Here is a 20,573-nt window from a genome sequence, read left to right on the forward strand (position 1 = left end):
TTATGAAAATTATAATTGATGGAGATGCCTGCCCAGGTATCTCCATTATTGAAAAAGTGGCTAAAGATAGAGATATACCAGTAATAATTTATTGCGATATAAATCATTTTATACAAAGTAATTACTCAGAAGTTAAAATTGTGGATAGTGGTTTTCAAAGTGTGGATATGTTTGTAATTAATGAAACTAAAGCTAATGATATAGTTATATCTCAAGATTATGGGGTAGCAGCTATATGTTTGCCTAAGAAAGCAAGAGTAATAAATCCAAAAGGTTTTATTTATGATGAAAGCAATATAGATCGATTATTAGAAGAAAGACATTTATCCCAAAAAATTAGGAGAGGTGGAGGTAAAACTTCCAATCCTAAAAAAAGGACTAATGAGGATAATTTAAGATTAGAAAAAAACTTAATAAAACTAATTGAATTAGTTAATAAAAATATATAGAGGAGAATACCTCTATTTTTTTTTCAGTATATGATAAGAATTATATAAATATGATATAATTTAAATAAAAATTAGCTGAAGTTATTTACAAAAAATGGAATAATTGTATAATATAATTAAGGAGTAATATAGAGAGGGGTTTTGAGAAGGATGCAAGAGCTTCAGTTAAAGAATATAGAACTCATATTTAATAAAGAAAAACCGCAAACAAGAGGAACGGAAATAAATATAAAAAGTCAGGTTAATAACCCTAAGGATGACATAGAATATAAATTTATTATTGGTTTAAATGGTATATGGACAACTATACAAGATTATTCAGAAAAAGATAATTGCTGTTGGAAGCCAGTTTATGAAGGGGAATATACGGTTATGGTTCAAGCAAGAGATAAGGAAGGAAAAAAATCATTCGACTATGTAGCTAAAGAAGATTATTTAATTAGTAACAAAGATTTAGTAAGGCTTATAGATGAGGTAAAGGTTGATAAAACTAGTTTAAATGTTGGAGAAAAGTGTTCTATAGAGGTAAAAGCAGTGGAAGAAGAGTTACTTTACAGATTTTATGTAAAGGGAGAGCAAGGATGGGAACCTATTATAGACTATACAACAGATAATACATTATTATATACTGCAAATAATGCAGGCAAAAAAGAATTTTTAATAGAATGTAAAAGAGCTACTTCTGATGAAAATTTTGATGATTATACTACTGTCAAAATAAATGTAGATGATATTGAAGATGTTGAAATAACTAATTTTATATGTCATAATACTGAATTAATAGTTGGGCAAGATCTTAAATTTACATTAGAAACCAAAAATGAAAGTAACAGAACAATTTTATATAAATTTTATAAGATTTCAAAAGATGGAAAAGCAATCTGCATGCAAGATTATTCTACTAAAAATTATTTGAATTACAAAGAACATACTCATGGAAGTTATAGACTTTTAGCATGTGCAAAAGATATATTTTCAAATAAAGAATATGATGATAGAGCAGTTCTTTTATATAATATAAAACCATATAAGGATATATTAATTAAAGGGTTTGCAGCAGATTTAAGTTCACCTCAAATTATAGAAACTGATATAAAATTCAAAGCAGAAGTAGAGGGTGGAATTAATATTCTATATAGATATAAAGTAAAAGGTTCATATGAAGAGGATACTGGATTTATAAGAAATTCTGAATATATATGGCAACCTAGAGAATCAGGAAGATATAGTATATCAGTTTTTGCCAAAGATGCATCGTCTGAATGTGAATATGAAGCTTGCGAAGAAATTGAATTTGAAATAGAAAAAAGAGGTAATAAGCCAGTAAAAATAGTTGATGTTGTTATAGATAAAGAAAAAAATGTTTTGATTAAACAACCTGTTAATATAATGGTTAATGCAGAAGGTGGAACTAGATTAAATTATTCATTTGTAGTGTATAGAAATAAAATAAAGGTGGAAAAAATAAATAATAACAATAAAAATTGGATTAATTTTACTCCTGAGGAAAAAGGAGATTATGAGATAGAGATTATTATTAAGGACAGATATTCTGATAAAGAATTTGATGCACATACTTTTGTTTACTTAAAAGCAAATGAGTATATACCAGGAGAAATCGATTATATAATGTTACCTTTAAAAAATAATTATGTAGTTGGAGATACCATAGAATTTGAATCAATAATTCAAAATACAAAAAGTGTCTTGGTTAAATATGTAACTAAAATTAATGGACATTTAGTTGAAGAAACTGAATTTATTAAAAATAAAAAATTAAGATTTGTTCCTAAAACTTCAGGAAAATACACAATAGAAGTGTATGCTAAAAATATAAAATGTATAGATGAATATGATTCTAAAAAAGAAGTTAGTTTATATATAAATGAAGCATCACCTGTTATAAATACAGAAATAATTATAAATAAAAAGAAGGTTAAAATTAATCATGAATTATCATTTGAAGTAAAGAGTACAGGTGGAAAAGATGTCTGCTATGAATTTTATTTAATGGAACATGGTAACTGGAATAAAGTTCAATCATATAGTAAGAAAAATTACTATAGCTTTATACCTTTTATTAAAGGAAAGTATAAGATTTTAGTATTATCTAAAAGTTATTATAAAAATACTAACTATGAAGATTATGCAGAAATATCTTTTAAGGTATTAGATTAAGATTTATAAACTTGTTACGAAAATAAATATAGTAGATTAATTTAAGTTTGTGATTTTAATAAAAGACTCTATTTAAACAAATCATTGATATATGAATAAGCAAAGTGGATTGAGTAATTGAACTTAGGAATATAGTACCATTTGTATATATCAACAATTATTTAAAATATAGCATAATAAAATTGGAGGGCAGTTATGAGTATAGACAATTTAAATTCATTTTCAAATGAATTAATGGCATTAACAGCAATTAATAATAGTGGCAATAGTAGTGATGATAAAAGTAATAGTGGAACTAATGGACTAGAATTTGCCTTAGTTATGCAAGCTTTAACAGATAAATCTAATGAATCAGCTAATGAATCAACTAAGGATTCTAGTGCATTAGAAGCAATGAAATCATTGGAAAATACAAACACAACACCTGGACAAAGATTAGATTATATGAAAATGGTTTTAAATGAGAATTTAACATCTAAATTAAATGGGTCTAGTACTACATCAACTGTCGATATAGATACTGATGATGAAAGTAAACAAAGAATATATAGAGCAGTAGAAGAAGCATCAAGAAAATATGGTGTAGATTCTAATTTGATTTTAGGAATAATAAAACAGGAATCTGATTTTAATCCTAAAGTAGTTTCAGGTGCGGGTGCTATGGGACTTATGCAACTTATGCCAGAAAATTGTGAAGAAGATGGAGTAAGTGATCCTTTTAATATAGAACAAAACATTAATGGTGGAGTTAAGCAATTAAAGGGATATATTGATAGGTATGATGGAAATGTAGAAATGGCTCTTATGGCATATAATGCAGGACCTGGAACAATGCAAAAAAGAGGAGTTAGCTCTGTTGAACATTTATATAAAATGCCTAAAGAAACTCAAAACTATATTCCAAAAGTAATGGGATATTATAAAAGTGGAATTTAGCATGAATCAATAAAAAATGAAGTTGTTTAGTAATAACTTCATTTTTTTATTGGCTCTATTTTAGTAAGAATTTTATATATGCCACTTTGCCTATTGCATATATAAATATATATTTAAAACATAATTTTTTATTTATATGAATATTTATTTTGACATATGTGATAATATACTATTGTGTAGAGAGACATATAAAATGATAGAGTGGAGTGAAGTAAATGGAGAGATTGGATAAAATAATTTCTAATTTAGGATATGGAAGCAGAAAAGAAGCTAAATTGTTAGCAAAAAAAGGATTAATTGAAGTAGATGGAAAGATAATTAAAGATAGTAGTGTAAATATAGATCCTGAAAAATCTATAGTTAAGATAAATGGAGAAGAGATATTTTATCGTAAATACATATATTTAATGATGAATAAACCAACAGGAGTAATATCAGCAACTCATGATTCAAAAGATGAAACTGTTATTGATTTGTTAGAATTAGATCATCAAATTTTTAATCCATTTCCAGTAGGAAGATTAGATAAAGATACTGTTGGATTATTGTTATTAACTAATGATGGGGACTTTAATCATAGAATGATATCACCTAAATGGCATGTTGATAAAGTTTATTATGCTAAAATAGATAAAGAAGTAAATGAAAAAGATCAAGAGGCATTTAAAAAAGGTGTAGTATTAGATGATGGGTATAAATGCTTAGAAGCAAAATTAGATATTATATCTGCATCACCAGAAGGTTCAGAAGTTAGAATTACTATACAAGAAGGAAAATATCATCAAGTAAAAAGAATGTTTGAAGCACGTGATAAAAAAGTAGTATATCTAAAAAGAGAAGAATTTGGTAATTTAATTCTAGATGAAAGTTTAGAAGAAGGCGAATATAGAGAATTATCAGATGAAGAATTAGCTATTTTAAATAAAAATTAACGAACATTAAAAGATTATGCAATAAAATAATTCATTTTAGACGCAGGAGTAAATATTTTTCGTAAAATTACTTGCATTTTAATATATAATAGCCTATAATAATTTTGCAAGGATAAATAAAAGGAATTATATAGCCCCCTTTTTATTTATTGCTTATTGCTTATTGCTAAAGCGCAACCTAGCCCCAAGGGTTGCGTTTTTTTGTCTTAATTAATGAAAATGTTTACTTTGAAGAAAAGTTGATTTAATATATAAAAAAGCATAAAAATAGTACATTTTAATAGAGATTAATAAAAAATTAAATAGAAAAAAATAAGTGAAGGAATTAAGTCATATTTATTTAAATGTGACTTAATTCCTTCACTTTTATTTGTTTTTATATTTTAAAATAGGAGATAATAAAGAAGTATATAATTTTAAAGGAAATAATTAGATATAATTAATGTATATAAAGATTAAATTAACATATAAAGAGAAATATTATTAATACTTTCACTATGTTATAATATTTAGAGATTAAGAAAGGAGCAGATTAACTAAATGGAGTTAAAATCATTGCTTAATAAAGAACAATATGAAGGTGCAATTACCATAGATGGCCAATTGTTAATATTAGCTGGAGCTGGATCAGGAAAGACTAGAGTATTAACTTATAGAATGGCACATATGATAGAAAATATGGGCATAGCACCATATAATATATTAGCTATTACATTTACAAATAAGGCAGCAAAGGAAATGAAAGATAGAGTTATATCACTAATTGGTAGTAAAGCTGAAAATATGTGGATATCTACATTCCATTCAACTTGCGTTAGAATTTTAAGACGAGAAATAGATAAGATTGGTTACAATAGTAACTTTACAATATACGATACATCTGATCAAAAAGTATTAATAAAAGAATGTATGAAGCTTTTAAATATTAATGATAAAGATATATCTGATCAAGAGATACTAAGTAAAATTGGAAAAGCAAAAGATACTATGCAAACTGCTCAAAGTTTTATGAGACAAAATGAATCTAACTTTAGAGAAAAGAAAATTGCGGAAGCATATGAGATGTATCAAAGAAGACTAAAGGAAAATAATGCATTAGACTTTGATGACTTAATATTTAAAGCTGTTGAGCTTTTTAAATCTAATTCTGAAGTATTAGAATTTTATCAAAATAAATTTAAGTATATAATGGTAGACGAATATCAAGATACTAATGGTGCTCAATATGAATTGATTAAATTATTAGCATCAAAACATAAAAATATATGTGTTGTTGGTGATGATGATCAATGCTTAGTTGAAGGAACTTTAATATCTACCGAGGATAAAAAAGTTAAAATAGAAAAATTAACTTGCGAAGATAAAGTTAAAGTTGCATGTGGTAATGGAGAAATAGGATTATTATCAGTAAGTGACATAAGTAAAAAGAAGTATTGTGGAGAAGTTATAAAAATTACTACAAAGAGTAATAAGGTAATAAAAGCTACACCTAACCATATTTCATTTGGAAAAGTACTATTAGAAGAAGAGAATTACTATGTTTATTTAATGTATAAAAACGGTTTTGGATATAGAATAGGTCAAACATCTTCTGTAAGATCTAGAGATGAAAGAGAAGCTAGTGGTTTAGCAGTTAGATTAAATGGAGAGCAAGCAGATAAAATATGGATAATAAAAGTTTGTAACTCAAAAGGTGATGCAACTTATTATGAACAATATTATTCTGTAAAATATGGAATACCAACTATTGTATTTAATTCACGAGGAAGAAATATAACAGTATCACAAGAACAAATAGAAAATATGTTTAATGACATTGATACAGTAAGTGCTGCTGAAAAACTAATGGATGATGAACATTTATATAAGGAATATCCACATCATTTGAGTAATGCAGTAATAAGAGGAAATTCAGTAAGAAAAAGAGTTAATGTGACTTTTTTTGGAGGAAAAAAATCGTTACAAAGAGGATTATATTCTCACAGAATAGGACTTAATTCCTCTGGTGATGAAACAAAGAATAAATTTATAGAAGCGGGTTTCAATGTTAGAAATGGTGAAAGAAATACATATAGAGTTGAGACTGAAAGAGCTTTATATGATGAAGCAGAAGAATTTGCAAGAAGTTTAAGTGAAGTTGAAGAAAATTTTGATATATTAAAAAAAGCTAAATTAACTGGAGAAAAAAGTTTTCTATTTATGCCACTTGGAAGTTTTAGAGAAGGTATGGCAATTGCAATAGAAAGTGATGGAGTAATAAAAGAAGATATTATAGTATCTGTTGAAAGCGAAGAATATGATGGATTTGTATATGATTTAAATATTGATAATGCTAGAAATTATATAGCAAATGATGTTGTAGTGCATAATTGTATCTATCAATGGAGAGGCGCAGATATTCAAAATATATTGGATTTTGAGAAAGATTATCCTAATGCTAAAGTAATTAAATTAGAACAAAATTATAGGTCTAAGAGTAATATATTAGATGCAGCAAATGTAGTAATTGTGAATAATGCAAATAGAAAAAGTAAAGTACTTAGAACAGAACAAGAAGCTGGAGATAAAATAAAGATATATAGGGCATTTTCAGATGGTGATGAAGGAGATTTTGTTAGTAAGCAAATTACAGAGATTAAATCTAAGGAAAATAAAGAGTATAAGGATTTTGCTATACTATACAGAACTAATGCTCAGTCACGTATATTTGAAGAAAGTTTAAGAAGAAGAGGAATCCCATATAAGATAATAGGGGGAACTAGATTTTACGATAGAAAAGAAATAAAGGATATTTTAGCATACCTTAAGGCTATAGTTAATCCAAGAGATGATGTTAGTTTAAAGAGAATAATAAATGTTCCTAAAAGAAGTATAGGTGATGCTACAGTATCAAAAATTCAAGAATTTGCAAATAGTTTCGAATTAGATATGTGGGATGCTTTAATGGAAGTTAGAACAATACCAACATTAACACCTAGAAATGCTAATAATATAGAAGTTTTTACAAATTTAATGGAAGAATTTATGTCACTGAGTGAAACAGCACCTATATCTGTATTAATTGAGTCAATACTTAAAGATACAGGATATTTAAAACAACTAGAGTCAACTAAGGAAATAGAAGATAAAAGTAGAATTGAGAATTTAAAAGAGCTTGTTTCAGATGCAGTTGATTTTGAAAAGAATAATGAAGATAAATCATTAGCTGCATATTTAGAAAAAGTATCATTAGTTCAAGATACAGATAAGATTGAAGAACAAGAGGATACGATAGTATTAATGACAGTTCATAGTGCAAAGGGTCTTGAATTCCCAGTTGTATTTATGGTTGGAATGGAAAATGGTATTTTCCCGGGAAATATGTCGTTTGAAAAAGAATCTGAGATGGAAGAATCAAGAAGATTATGTTATGTAGGAATAACAAGAGCAAAAGAAACATTATTTATGACATCAGCTGAAGTTAGAAGAGTATTTGGTAGAACAGTAGCATATTCTCAGTCTGACTTTATTAATGAAATAAAACCAGAACTTAAGGAATATGTAAGTGGAAATAGAATAGGATCTGGAAATACCTCTAATGTTAAGGCTCAAAAAAATAATTCATATAATAATCCTCATAGTTTAAGAAGCACTATAATAAGAGATGTTTGTAAATCTACTAATACAATTAATAACAACAATAGTGATTCAGAATATTTAAATGCTAACGAAATTACATTAGGTAGAAAAGTACAACATGAAAAATTTGGCGTTGGTACAATAGTTAGTGTTCAGAATTCTGGAGATGATAAAAAGTTAACTATTGCATTTGATAAACAAGGAGTTAAAAATTTAATGTTATCATTTGCTAAGTTAAAAGGAATTTAAAGTTAGATTAGCTTCATATAGAGTTTTAAATTTTATATGAAGTTGATATATATATTAATTATAAAATTTCTTAATTTAGGAGATGGAGATAATAGTGGATAAAATAGAGAGAATAAAAGAACTTGTTGAAAATTTAAATAGGAATTCATATGATTATTATGTACTTGATAATCCATCTGTAAGTGATAAGGATTACGATAAACAATATGACGAACTTAGGGCGTTAGAGCAAGAAACAGACTTTGTACTACCATATTCACCTACATTAAGAATTGGTGATGTTGTTTTAGAAGGTTTTAATAAATATACACATAAAGGAAAGCTTTGGAGTTTAGATAAAGCTCAAAGCTTAGATGAAATAAAAGATTGGCATAATAGAAATGTGAAATTTGTTAATGAAATGAGAGCTAAGGGTGAGGACTTACCAGATTTAAAATATATAGCTACTAAAAAGTTTGATGGCTTAACAGTTAACTTAACTTATAATAAGGAAGGTTTGCTTGAAGTAAGTGCTACAAGAGGTAATGGTGAAATAGGAGAAAATGTAACATCTCAAGTAAAAACTATTAAATCTATACCACTAAAGCTTCAAGAAAATGATGATTTATTTGAAGTACATGGTGAAGCTATTATGACACAAGAAGCTTTTGAAAGATATAATGATAGTGCAAATGTTCCATTAAAAAACTTGAGAAATGGTGCGGCTGGAGCATTAAGAAATCTTAATGTAAAAGAAACTGCTAGAAGAGATTTGTCAGCATTTTTCTATGATGTTGGATATAAAGAAGGATATCAATTTAAAACTTATTTAGAAATGATGGAATTTATTAAAGAAAAAGGATTGCCTATTGATGATTATTTAAAAGTATGTATATCTATTGATGATATAAAGAAAGAAATAGAGTATATAGAAAAAATAAGATTTGATTTAAATTATGATATTGATGGTTTAGTATTAGCTATAGACGATATTAGAACAAGAGAATTATTAGGGTATACAGTTAAATTCCCTAAATGGGCCATAGCTTATAAATTTGAAGCTCAAGAAGCTACAACAAAACTTTTGGATGTTGAATGGAATGTTGGAAGAAGTGGAAGAATAGGTCCAACAGCAATATTAGATCCAGTAGAATTAGCAGGAGTAACTGTTAAAAGAGCAACTCTCAATAATATGGATGATATAAAAAGAAAGGGCGTAAGAATTGGAGCTGATGTATTTGTTAGAAGATCTAATGATGTTATACCAGAAATTATGGGAACAGTAGAGAATACATTAGAAAAATCTGAGGAAATAGTACCGCCAACTGAATGTCCAGCATGTGGTAGTCATGTAGTTTTAAATGGAGCGCATTATTTCTGTGAAAATACACTTTCTTGTAAACCACAATTGGTTAAAACTATAGTTCATTATGCTTCAAGAGATGCTATGAATATAGCAGGATTTTCAGAAAAAACAGCAGAACAATTATTTGAAAAATTAAATATTAAGTCTATTTCAGATTTATATAAATTAAAAAAAGAAGATTTAATAGACTTAGAAAAGTTTGGGGAAAAGAAAGCGGAAAACTTATTAAATGCAATTGAAAAAAGCAAAGACTGTAAGTTATATTCATTTATATATGCTTTAGGTATTCCTAATGTAGGCGTAAAAACAGCTAAGGATATTGTAAATAAATTTAAATCAATTGATGGATTGAAAAATGCTATGTTTGAAGACTTAGTATCAGTGCAAGATGTTGGTGATATAGTTGCACAGGATATAATTGAATTCTTTAAAGAAGAAAAAGTAATAAATACTATTGATGAATTATTAAATTTAGGAGTGAATCCTATATTTGATGAAGTTAAAATAGTAGAAAGTATTTTTAAAGATAAAACTGTAGTTGCTACGGGTACATTACAAAATTATTCTAGAACTGAGATAAAAACTAAGCTAGAAGGCTTAGGTGCTAAAGTTTCAGGTAGTGTAAGTAAAAAAACTGACTATGTAATTGCTGGAGAATCAGCAGGATCAAAATTAACTAAAGCAGAAGAATTAGGTGTTAAGGTTATTTCAGAAGAGGAATTTGAAAGAATGTTAGGAAGTGAAAGTTAATGAAGACACTAGTAAATTGGTTAACACTAATATGTGGCTTTATAACTAGTATTTTAATAGTATGCACTTTTTTAACTAGTTATCAATTTTGTTATATAGACCAAATTTTTAATTCATATTTACCTGTTCAACTAGGAATATGTATAACTATGCTAGTACTTACAGTAGGATTTTTACTTAATGAAACTGGAAGAAAAAGAATAGTGTATTCTGCTTTTAGTTTTACAATATCTGTTTCTTTAATATTTTTTATAGTTAATTTAGTAAAATAGAAGATTTTATGATAAAATTTAATGTATTGAATAAGATACTTATAATATATAAGACATTTTAATTTTAAATTGTCTTTACTTTGAAAGGGAGGTTAACTATGTCTGTTACTAAAAAAGATGTTGAATATGTTGCAGAACTTGCAAGATTAAGTTTTAATGAAGATGAAAAAGAAAGCTTAGCATCTGATTTAAATCAAATTTTAAATTATGTTGAAAAGCTTCAAGAGTTAGATACTGAAAAGAAAGATATAATAGTAAACCCTTATTATATTGAAAACAAATTTAGAGAAGATGAAATTACCCCTTCAATTAAATTAGAAGAGGTTTTAGAAAATGCGCCTGAAACATTAGAAGAATATGTTTTAGTTCCAACAATTATAAGAGAACAATAGAAGATTGGAGGGTGAAATATGGATTTTACAAATTATAAAGCTCATGAATTAAAGAACTTAATTTCTAAAAAAGAAGCTTCAGTAGAAGAAGTTACTAAAGCTCATTTAGAAAAAGTAAAGAATATAGATGATAAAGTAAATGCATTTTTATATGTTGCAGAAGATGAAGCATTAAATGATGCGAAAGTATTGGATGAAAAGTTAAGTAAGGGTGAAGATATTGGAGTACTAGGGGGAGCACCTTTAGGAATTAAAGATAATATAAGCGTTAAGAACATGCAAAACACTTGTGCTTCTAAGATATTAGAAGGATATATATCACCATACGATGCTACAGTTTCTGAAAATGTAAAGTCACAAGGTGGAGTTATATTAGGTAAGTTAAATATGGATGAATTTGCAATGGGTTCATCAACTGAAAATTCTGCTTACAAGATAACTAGAAATCCATGGGATTTAGATAGAGTACCAGGTGGATCATCAGGTGGTTCTGCTGCTGCTGTTGCTGCAAAAGAAATTCCTTTAGCATTAGGAACTGACACTGGTGGATCAGTAAGACAACCGGCATCTTTTTGTGGAATAGTTGGATTAAAACCTACATATGGAAGAGTTTCAAGAAGTGGAGTTGTAGCTTATGGTTCTACTTTAGATCAAGTTGGTACATTAGGAAGAGATGTTAAAGATTGTGCTTTATTAACTCAAGTAATATCAGGAGTTGATCATAGAGATTTTACTACAGCTAATATAAATGTACCTAATTATGAAGACTCTTTATCAGAAAATATTAAAGGAAAGAAAATAGCATTACCAAAGGAATTTTTCAAAGATGGATTAGATCCTAAGGTTCAAAAAGCTATATATGATGCATTAGAAGTATTCAAAGCTAATGGTGCAGAAATTACAGAAGTATCACTTCCATTAGCAGATTATGCGATATCAGCTTATTATTTATTAGCATGTGCAGAGGCATCATCAAATTTAGCTAGATTTGATGGAGTAAGATATGGACATAGAAGTGAAAGTGTTGAAGATGCAGTTGATGTATACTTTAAATCAAGAAGTGAAGCCCTTGGAAAAGAAGTTAAAAAGAGAATAATGCTTGGTACTTATGCATTATCAGCAGGATATTATGATGCATATTATAAGAAAGCATTAAAAGTTAGAAATCTTATAAAAGGTGAATTTGAAAATATATTCAAAGATTTTGATGCTATAATATCACCAACAGCACCAACTCCAGCTTATAAAATTGGAGAAAAAACAGAAAATGCATTAGAAATGTATTTAGGGGATATTTATACTGTTCCTGTAAATATAGCAGGTATTCCAGCAATATCACTTCCATGTGGAGTTACTGATGGTCTTCCAGTAGGACTTCAAATAATGGGCAATTATTTTAAAGAAGATACATTATTTAACCTTGCATATAGCTATGAGCAATCAACTAAATGGCATGAAATGCATCCAAATCTATAGGGGTAAGGAGTGAAGAAACAATGGAATTTGAATCAGTCATAGGATTAGAAGTTCATGCTGAACTTTTAACTAATACTAAAATATACTGTGGTTGTACAACAGAATTCGGAGGAAAACCTAATACTCATGTTTGTCCTGTATGTTTAGGTCTTCCAGGATCATTACCACAATTAAATAAAAGGGTTTTAGAGCTAGGAATAAAAGCAGGATTAGCTTTAAATTGTGAAATAACTAAAGTTGGTAGAATGGATAGAAAGAATTATTTCTACCCAGATTGTCCTAAGAATTATCAAATAACACAAGATGAATTACCAATATGTAGAAATGGATATATTGATATTGAACTTGAAAGTGGAGAAGTTAAGAGAATCGGAATAGAAAGAATTCATATAGAAGAAGATGCAGGTAAGTTACTACATACTAAAAGAGGTACATTAGTTGATTTTAATAGAGCAGGCGTTCCATTAATAGAAGTAGTATCTAAACCTGATATTAGAACTCCAGAAGAAGCTACACTATATCTTACAAAGCTTAGAAGCATATTAAGTTCCGCTGAAATATCAGATTGTAAGATGGAAGAAGGTTCTTTAAGGTGTGATGGAAATATTTCTATTAGAGAAAAGGGAACGGAACCATTTGGTATAAGATCAGAAATCAAGAATATGAATTCATTTAAAGCATTAGAAAAGGCATTAAATTACGAATTTGACAGACAAGTTGAAGCTGTAACTAATGGAGAAGCTTTAAGTGTTGAAACTAGAAGATGGGATGAAACAAACAATAAAACTATAGTTATGAGAAGTAAGGAAGAAGCAAATGACTATAGATACTTCCCAGAAGGAGATCTAGTAACTTTAAATGTTTCTGATGAATGGATTGAAGAAATAAGAGCTACTATTCCAGAACTTCCATATCAAAAGGCAGATAGATTTGTAAAAGAATATGGTTTACCTAAATATGATGCACATGTATTAACGCTTACAGATTCAATGGCAGATTATTTTGATGAATGTGCTAAAATATCTGGAGATCCTAAAGCAGCATCAAATTGGATCATGGGAGATATCTCAAGACTTATGAAAGAAGAAAGTACTTGGGTAGAAGATTTAAAATTCTCTCCTAAAGATTTAGCAGAATTAATAGAAGTAATAAATGATGGAACTATATCAAGTGCTATAGGTAAAAAAGTACTTGATGATATGTTTGCAGAAGGAAAATCACCAAAGACTATAATTGATGAAAAAGGCCTAAAACAAAATAATGATGAAGATGCTATTCGTCAATTAGTTAATAAAGTTCTTGATGAAAATCCACAAGTTATTGAACAATACAAGAGTGGAAGAACTAGAATACTTGGATTTGCGGTTGGTCAAGTAATGAAAGAAACTAAAGGTCAAGCAAACCCAGGAATTGTTAATAAATTAGTTACTGAAGAAGTAGAGAAAAGATAGAAAAGACTATTAGAGGTAAAAAAACCTACTATGAAATAAGATGTTTCATAGTAGGTTTTTCTTATTTTAATTCTTCGGATTTATCAAAACTAGATATATCATCATAGTCACTGTCTTCAGTAGTTTGATTTAAATCAAAATCATCTGTTGAATAATTTGGATTATCTTTTATGGATTCATTAAAATACATTTTATTAGATAATGCATTAAGTTTTTGACAAATCTTTTCTAATATATAGTTTTGATATCGTAATTGTTTATGTGATTTTATTGCTACTATAAATAACCATATTCCTATAAACATAAAAACGAACATAAATAGTATTGCAACTATTAGAAATGTAGCCGTTAAAAATTTCATTTTAAAAACCTCCAATAAAATATGGTAATATTATACCATAATAGAATATTTATTTTAAATATATATTTATGGTATAGTAGCACAAAAATGATAAAATATGTATTTTAAATATAATGCCTATTTTAGCATAGTATATGATATATGAATAAGTAAAGATGGATAGCGCAATAAAATTAATTATAAATATTAATGATTATAAATTAAATAAAATGTTAATAATTTAATTATGTATATTGTAAGAGTAAGGAGGTTATTAACATTGAAAAAATACTTGTTACCTATATCCTTAATTTTTATCATAGGTGCTTTTTTATTAGGATTTATTCAGATTGATAATGTTTCATCAGATAAAAAAGGTGATGATGTTATCAATTATGGAGTAGAAGATATACCAGATAATTTAAAGACTTTTGCTAACTTATCTAAGCGAAATGAAGATATAATTTGTGCTGTTAGTAGAGGTTTAGTTTCAAAGGATATAGATAATAATATATTGCCTTCTTTAGCTAAAGAAATAATTAAAAGTGAAGATGGAATAGAATATGAATTTAAGATAGATGATAATATATATTGGAGTGATGGAAGCAAAATAACTTCAGATGATGTAATTGTGTTTTTTAGAGAACTACTAAAAGAGGATGATGAAGAAAACATACATGCATTATTAGATGTTTATGGTGCTAGAGAATTTAAAGATGGGAAAACTACTTTTGAAAAAGGGGTTGCAATAAAATCTAAAGATAACAGTGTCATTATAAGACTTAATGCTAAAAATGATAAATTTTTAAGCGAATTAACTAAGCCACAATATAGATTAAGAAAGTATTTAGTTATGTGGGAAAATATTAAAAAGAATTATAATGAAGTGATTTATAGTGGAGATTATAAAATAACATCATTTATGAATGATAAAATAACATTAGAATCAAATAGCAATGATGGAAATAGAAGAGTTATAAATTTAATAAATGATAGTAATGTAGAATTGTCTATGGCATCATTTGAAATTGGAGAAAGAGATATTGTTATAAACCCACCGCAAAGCCAATTAAATAAGTTAAGTAATGATGGAAGTTTAATAACAATGCCCAAAGATACAGGCGTGTATTTATACATAAATGATAAAAATAATATTTCTTTACAAGGCAGAAGAGAAATATATAAGTATATATCAGAATCTATGGAAGACTATTCTTCTTCAAATGAAAAATCATTTGAGTTGGCTGAAGGTAGTTATTTTAGAGAAAATAAAGAAGACTTAACTAAATTACAAACAAGAAAAGTAATAAGTAATAAGGAAGAGGTGTGGTCTCCACCAAAAGTACTTACTATATTATGTAGAGATAATAGCATTAACAGAGAGTTATGTAGGGTTATAGAAAAGTGGTTTGCCGAAAACACAGATATATCTATAAAGTATAGTTTATTAAAAGAAGATGAATTTAATGATGAGGAATTACAAAAAAGATATGATATGATACTAATTAATAATGAAGCAAATATTTTAGATAAAGATAAATTTTATAAAAAATTTGTTAATTACATGAGTGATAGTGAAAAAGAAATTTTATTATCTAATAATTGCAATGATGATGTATATCTAAATTTAGAGAATAAGATTTTTGAAGAATATAAAATAGTGCCATTGATATTTTATAATGAAAATATAGCGTATTCTAAAAAAATATCAAATATTAAAATGGATGGTAATGGAAATATGGATTTTTCATCTATAAAATAGTTTATTATAGATTAAGGCTATATCACTGGTAATACATCAATGATATAGCCTTATATATTTTACAATACTGTATTAACTTTTTTTATTATTGGATTTGTCTTTAGAAGATTTTTTTGATTTAGTATCTGAATTAGATGTTGTTTTATTTAGATTAGTTGTTAATTTTGGAGTATCAGGAACTTTTAAATTTAAGTTTGTACTAACATCAACATCTTCTATTTCAATATTATTTAGTTCTGAATTATTTAATTCTGATGAATTAATGACTTCATTATTCACTACATCATTAACATCTGTTGTAGTTCTGCAGTCAGTTATATTTGTTTTAGTTTTACTAAATCCCATTTCTTTTTCAATATCGTCTTTAAGAAAATATATAAATAGTAGAAAAGAAAACATGTTTTTATTTGAATCAAAAGATACTTTAGGTACTGTAAAACAATCTTTTTTTCTAGAATAACTTAAGTTTTTAACAAATATAGGAGCTAAGCCATTACTTTCTGGAGTAGGTAAGTTAGGCATTCTAAAATAAGTTTCATCTAGCATATCATCAGATTTTAAGCTTAAATTTTTATATCGTTCTACTTCATCTAAAGTTGGAGCTTCAGGCCAACTTGTTAACAGATTGTTATTCACATAAAGTTTTCTATATATGTTAGATATAATAGGTTTTAATTCTGATATTTTATCTTCTTCTTTTGCATAGATCATTAAAGATAACAAATAAAGATTAATTTCTAAGCAAGAATACTTAGTTTCTTTTTTATCTGTAAGCTTAATAAACATATTTTTATCATTATCATATAGACTTAATAATTTATCATTAATTTCTTTGCTAGTTTCTTTAAAAGAAATTATATTTGTATGTTTGTAAGATTCCATTAAGCATATAGCTAATAAACAACAATTTTCTAATGAATTTACATAATAGTTCTTTATCATAAACCTATTTATCAAGAAATCACTTAAGTCTAATATTAGATCTTTAGCTGTAGAACTTTTTGAATACTTGTAAAAAATATTTAAGCATAATAAAATATTTAAGTTTTCTTCAAATGATAAGTCGTAAAGAGATTCTTTATAATCTCTTAATACACATAAAATTTCATTAGAAAATCTTTCATAATCATTACTGTCGACATCAGATTTATTATAAAAAGAATATAAGTAATAAGCTGCCATCATAAAAGCTTGGTCACAGAATTTGAACTTATCATTTTTATCTATTAGATTAAAACCTTTAGAATTTCCATCAGACGTATTTTTTTTATCAACAAAAACGCCCTCATTATTTCGAAGGTTTTTTGAATAGAATTTTAGCTGTTGTTTTGCTATATATTTAAATGGCTTTTCGAAAGATATAATATTTCTATTATCTTTATCGTAATTAGAATAATAATCACTTAACTCCAATAGACACAAGGTCATTAAAGCATTTGTTGAAGGGTTTATTTCCTTTTTAAAAGTGGATTCGTCAAACCCATGTGAAGTTTTATTGTGTATAAACATAGGTGATGATTTCCTATATATACATATTAGTGGAGAAAAGTCATTTAATATGCTAATATCATTTGTAGAAGAAGATTTTTTTGAAACTCTAATAGGAATTAGAAGACCAGATTTTGAATTAAGAACAATAGTTTTTACTGATTCTTTTGATAAATAAAAAAGCTGACTACTAATTTCCTTTTGAGAAAGACTATTCATTCTAAAAAATGGCCCTATATATCTCAATTATATTCACCTCTCTAAAAATTCTCATACTATTAATTAATATGAGTTAAATTCAAAAATAGTGCATAAAATCTAAATAAAAGGTGAAATTTTTTAATAAAGGTATTAAAGAGGTCTTTAAATCAATCTATTATTTATATATGTTAATATTAATAAATTAAGTAAAAATATATACAATATAATAATATAATAAATTTTGAAATATATGTGTTTGGAGTGTGATTTCGTTGAGAATTGATGGAAGAAAAAATGATCAAATAAGACATGTTAAAGTGACAAGACATTATACAAAGTATGCAGAAGGTTCAGTGTATATAGAAGTAGGCGATACAAAAGTTTTATGTAATGTTTCTATTGAAGACAAAGTTCCACCATTTATGAAGGGAACAGGATCAGGATGGATTACAGCAGAATATAATATGCTTCCAAGATCAACAGAAACGAGAAAGATAAGAGATATCGCAAGATTAAAAATAGATGGAAGAACAATGGAGATACAAAGGCTTATAGGAAGAGCATTAAGATCTGTTGTAGATTTAAAAGCTTTAGGAGAAAAGACATTATGGATCGATTGTGATGTTATTCAAGCTGATGGTGGTACAAGAACTACAGCTATCTCAGGAGCATTTATAGCATTAGTTGATGCTGTCAATAAATTGCATAAAATAAAACCTTTTAAGGTATATCCTATTAGAAGTTTTGTTGCAGCAGTAAGTGTTGGTATAGTTAATGATGAGAAAATATTAGATTTATGTTATCAAGAAGATTCAAAAGCAAAAGTAGATATGAATATAATTATGACTGATGAAGGTAGCTTTGTTGAAGTTCAAGGTACTGGAGAAGAGAGTCCATATACTAGAAATGAGTTAAATGAGTTATTGGATTTAGGAGAAAAGGGAATAAAACAAATGATTAATGTTCAAAAAGAATCATTAAAGATGGAATCTCTTTGGATTGGTACTGGAGGAAATAATTAGATTATGAAAAAACTTATTTTAGCTAGTAATAATGTAAAAAAAATAAAAGAAATGAAAGAATTATTAAAAGATCTAAATATTGAAATAAAATCTTTAAATGAAGAAAATATAGATATAGATGTAGAAGAAGATGGTAGTACATTTGAAGAAAATGCAAAGAAAAAGGCTAAAGAAATATATAATTTATTAAAATCAAGATATGAAAAGGACTTTTTAATTTTAAGCGATGATTCTGGATTGCAGGTTGATTACTTAAAGGGTGCACCAGGAATATACTCAGCTAGGTATGCAGGAGAGCATGGTAATGATAAAAAGAATAATGAAAAATTATTATTAGAATTATCAAATGTTCCTACTAATAAAAGGACCGCCAAATTTGTGTGTCAAATAGCTATGTTTGATGAATACGGAAAGTATTATTCAATAACTGGAGATGTAAATGGATATATTTTAGAAAAGCCACAGGGAGATGATGGCTTTGGATATGATCCTTTATTTTTCTATGGTCCATTAAATAAAACTTTTGCAGAGTTAACTCTAGAAGAAAAGAATGATATAAGTCATAGAGGAATAGCTTTAAAAAAATTAAAAGGCACAATATTAAATCTGATAAGCGAATAGGGGAGCAAATCATGTTAATTGCAGTAATAAGTGATACTCATAGAATGAGCAATTATATAAAAATAGCTAGTGAATATATAAAAGATGCTGATATTGCTATACATTTAGGAGATAATGTTGAAGATGCAGAAGAAATATCAAAAGAATTTAATGGTGAGATTTATATTGTAAGTGGAAATTGTGATTATAAAGATAAATATCCTAAAGAAGGAATTATAGACATAGAGGGTATTAGAATATTTTTTACTCATGGTGATTTATATGGCGTTAAATATGGTTTAAATAATATTTATTATAAATCAAAAGAGCTAAAAGCAGATATAGCTCTTTTTGGACATACACATATTTCAATGATAGAAAAGTATGATGATGTAATATTGATGAATCCAGGTAGTTTATCATTACCAAGAAATAGGGGGAGACATATAGGGTTTATAGAAATAAAAAAAGGACTAGAACCCAGTGTTTATCTAAAAGAAATTGATATATAGAATAAAATGTAAGAGATGATTTTAGGTATAGATATAAAAAAATATAATAATTTTTCAAAAAAAGTATTGACGAATTAATTTGTATATTGTAGAATAGTCATTGTCGTCAGGAGATAACAACAATGACTCCGGGGTGTGGCGCAGATGGGAGCGCGCGTGGTTTGGGACCATGAGGTCGCAGGTTCGATCCCTGTCACCCCGACCAAGTTAAAATGTAATATTGCGGGTGTAGCTCAATGGTAGAGCCCTAGCCTTCCAAGCTAGTTACGTGAGTTCGATTCTCATCACCCGCTCCATTAACATTAATAACTAATAATCCTTGATGAATGTTAAAAGTAATTTAAACATGAGAATGAAAAAGTTACTTGACATAACTTAGAGAATAATTTATAATGATAAAGGTTCTTGGGTTAAAAGTTTAAAGCGATTTTTGAAAATTCAAAAAAGAGTTTTTAAAAAACTTGACAGAATAAACCTTATGAATTAAAATGATAAACGTTGTAACAAGAGATACAAAAAACAAAATATGCGTCTTTAGCTCAGCTGGATAGAGCAACGCCCTTCTAAGGCGTGGGCCAGGGGTTCGAATCCCTTAAGACG

16 protein-coding genes, 2 tRNA genes and 1 pseudogene are annotated in these 20,573 nt (G+C 27.2%); 17 read left to right on the top strand and 2 right to left on the bottom strand.

Translation table 11 applies throughout. The annotated features are described in order from the left end of the window. The first annotated feature begins 2 nt into the window (after positions 1-2). From RGC78_RS02230 to gatB, 11 genes and pseudogenes are all read left to right on the top strand, one after another. Positions 3-449: a YaiI/YqxD family protein gene (locus tag RGC78_RS02230; protein ID WP_309555946.1), complete on the top strand. Its 447-nt coding sequence runs from the start codon at positions 3-5 to the stop codon at positions 447-449. A 150-nt stretch (positions 450-599) separates the two neighbouring features. Further along, the gene (locus RGC78_RS02235; protein WP_309555947.1) at positions 600-2,627 is read left to right on the top strand and encodes a triple tyrosine motif-containing protein; all 2,028 of its coding nucleotides are present in this window, start codon (positions 600-602) and stop codon (positions 2,625-2,627) included. A 195-nt stretch (positions 2,628-2,822) separates the two neighbouring features. Continuing rightward, positions 2,823-3,563 (top strand): lytic transglycosylase domain-containing protein, encoded by a 741-nt coding sequence (locus tag RGC78_RS02240; RefSeq protein ID WP_252229796.1) that lies wholly within the window; start codon positions 2,823-2,825, stop codon positions 3,561-3,563. 215 nt (positions 3,564-3,778) lie between these two features. Further along, the gene (locus RGC78_RS02245; RefSeq protein ID WP_252215308.1) at positions 3,779-4,495 is read left to right on the top strand and encodes a pseudouridine synthase; all 717 of its coding nucleotides are present in this window, start codon (positions 3,779-3,781) and stop codon (positions 4,493-4,495) included. A gap of 540 nt (positions 4,496-5,035) precedes the next feature. Continuing rightward, positions 5,036-5,797 (top strand): annotated as a pseudogene (locus tag RGC78_RS16180) (ATP-dependent helicase); the annotation flags it as partial. A gap of 36 nt (positions 5,798-5,833) precedes the next feature. Beyond that, the gene (locus tag RGC78_RS02250; protein ID WP_434062226.1) at positions 5,834-8,362 is read left to right on the top strand and encodes a 3'-5' exonuclease; all 2,529 of its coding nucleotides are present in this window, start codon (positions 5,834-5,836) and stop codon (positions 8,360-8,362) included. A gap of 91 nt (positions 8,363-8,453) precedes the next feature. Continuing rightward, entirely contained in the window at positions 8,454-10,457 is a 2,004-nt protein-coding gene (gene ligA / locus RGC78_RS02255) for an NAD-dependent DNA ligase LigA (RefSeq protein ID WP_309555957.1), read from the top strand. Further along, positions 10,457-10,729, top strand: a complete 273-nt coding sequence (locus RGC78_RS02260) for a hypothetical protein (RefSeq protein WP_309555950.1) — start codon at positions 10,457-10,459, stop codon at positions 10,727-10,729. Before ligA ends, RGC78_RS02260 begins: the two co-directional genes overlap by 1 nt. Before the next feature lie 98 nt (positions 10,730-10,827). Next, positions 10,828-11,121, top strand: coding sequence for an Asp-tRNA(Asn)/Glu-tRNA(Gln) amidotransferase subunit GatC (gene gatC / locus RGC78_RS02265; protein WP_309555951.1), 294 nt, complete (start codon positions 10,828-10,830; stop codon positions 11,119-11,121). Between the two features lie 18 nt (positions 11,122-11,139). Then, on the top strand, positions 11,140-12,597 hold the full coding sequence (gatA, locus tag RGC78_RS02270; RefSeq protein WP_309555953.1) for an Asp-tRNA(Asn)/Glu-tRNA(Gln) amidotransferase subunit GatA: 1,458 nt from the start codon (positions 11,140-11,142) through the stop codon (positions 12,595-12,597). 20 nt (positions 12,598-12,617) lie between these two features. Then, positions 12,618-14,048 (top strand): Asp-tRNA(Asn)/Glu-tRNA(Gln) amidotransferase subunit GatB, encoded by a 1,431-nt coding sequence (gatB, locus tag RGC78_RS02275; protein WP_309555954.1) that lies wholly within the window; start codon positions 12,618-12,620, stop codon positions 14,046-14,048. 61 nt (positions 14,049-14,109) lie between these two features. Here the strand turns inward: gatB and RGC78_RS02280 are convergent, their stop codons facing one another. Further along, positions 14,110-14,409 carry a hypothetical protein gene (locus tag RGC78_RS02280; RefSeq protein ID WP_252215326.1) on the bottom strand — a complete coding sequence of 100 codons (300 nt, stop codon included), beginning with the start codon at positions 14,407-14,409 and terminating at the stop codon, positions 14,110-14,112. Between the two features lie 259 nt (positions 14,410-14,668). Here RGC78_RS02280 and RGC78_RS02285 point away from each other — a divergent pair, with 259 nt between their 5' ends. After that, on the top strand, positions 14,669-16,150 hold the full coding sequence (locus RGC78_RS02285; protein ID WP_309555955.1) for an ABC transporter substrate-binding protein: 1,482 nt from the start codon (positions 14,669-14,671) through the stop codon (positions 16,148-16,150). A gap of 72 nt (positions 16,151-16,222) precedes the next feature. Here RGC78_RS02285 and RGC78_RS02290 read toward each other — a convergent pair whose 3' ends face one another. Beyond that, positions 16,223-17,884: a hypothetical protein gene (locus RGC78_RS02290; protein ID WP_309555956.1), complete on the bottom strand. Its 1,662-nt coding sequence runs from the start codon at positions 17,882-17,884 to the stop codon at positions 16,223-16,225. A 227-nt stretch (positions 17,885-18,111) separates the two neighbouring features. Between RGC78_RS02290 and rph the strand changes: the two genes are divergently transcribed. From rph to RGC78_RS02315, 5 genes are all read left to right on the top strand, one after another. Next, a complete protein-coding gene (rph, locus tag RGC78_RS02295; protein ID WP_252215335.1) occupies positions 18,112-18,861 on the top strand; it encodes a ribonuclease PH in 750 nt (249 codons plus the stop codon). Positions 18,862-18,864: 3 nt separating this feature from the next. Further along, positions 18,865-19,482: an XTP/dITP diphosphatase gene (locus tag RGC78_RS02300; RefSeq protein WP_252229786.1), complete on the top strand. Its 618-nt coding sequence runs from the start codon at positions 18,865-18,867 to the stop codon at positions 19,480-19,482. A gap of 11 nt (positions 19,483-19,493) precedes the next feature. Continuing rightward, complete coding sequence (locus tag RGC78_RS02305; RefSeq protein WP_252215341.1) at positions 19,494-19,973, top strand: YfcE family phosphodiesterase; 480 nt, start codon at positions 19,494-19,496, stop codon at positions 19,971-19,973. A 129-nt stretch (positions 19,974-20,102) separates the two neighbouring features. Further along, positions 20,103-20,178, top strand: a tRNA-Pro gene (locus RGC78_RS02310). A gap of 17 nt (positions 20,179-20,195) precedes the next feature. Next, positions 20,196-20,269, top strand: a tRNA-Gly gene (locus tag RGC78_RS02315). Positions 20,270-20,573 lie beyond the last annotated feature (304 nt).

Source organism: Clostridium aquiflavi (assembly GCF_031344075.1).
Classification (GTDB): Bacteria; Bacillota; Clostridia; order Clostridiales; family Clostridiaceae; genus Clostridium; species Clostridium aquiflavi.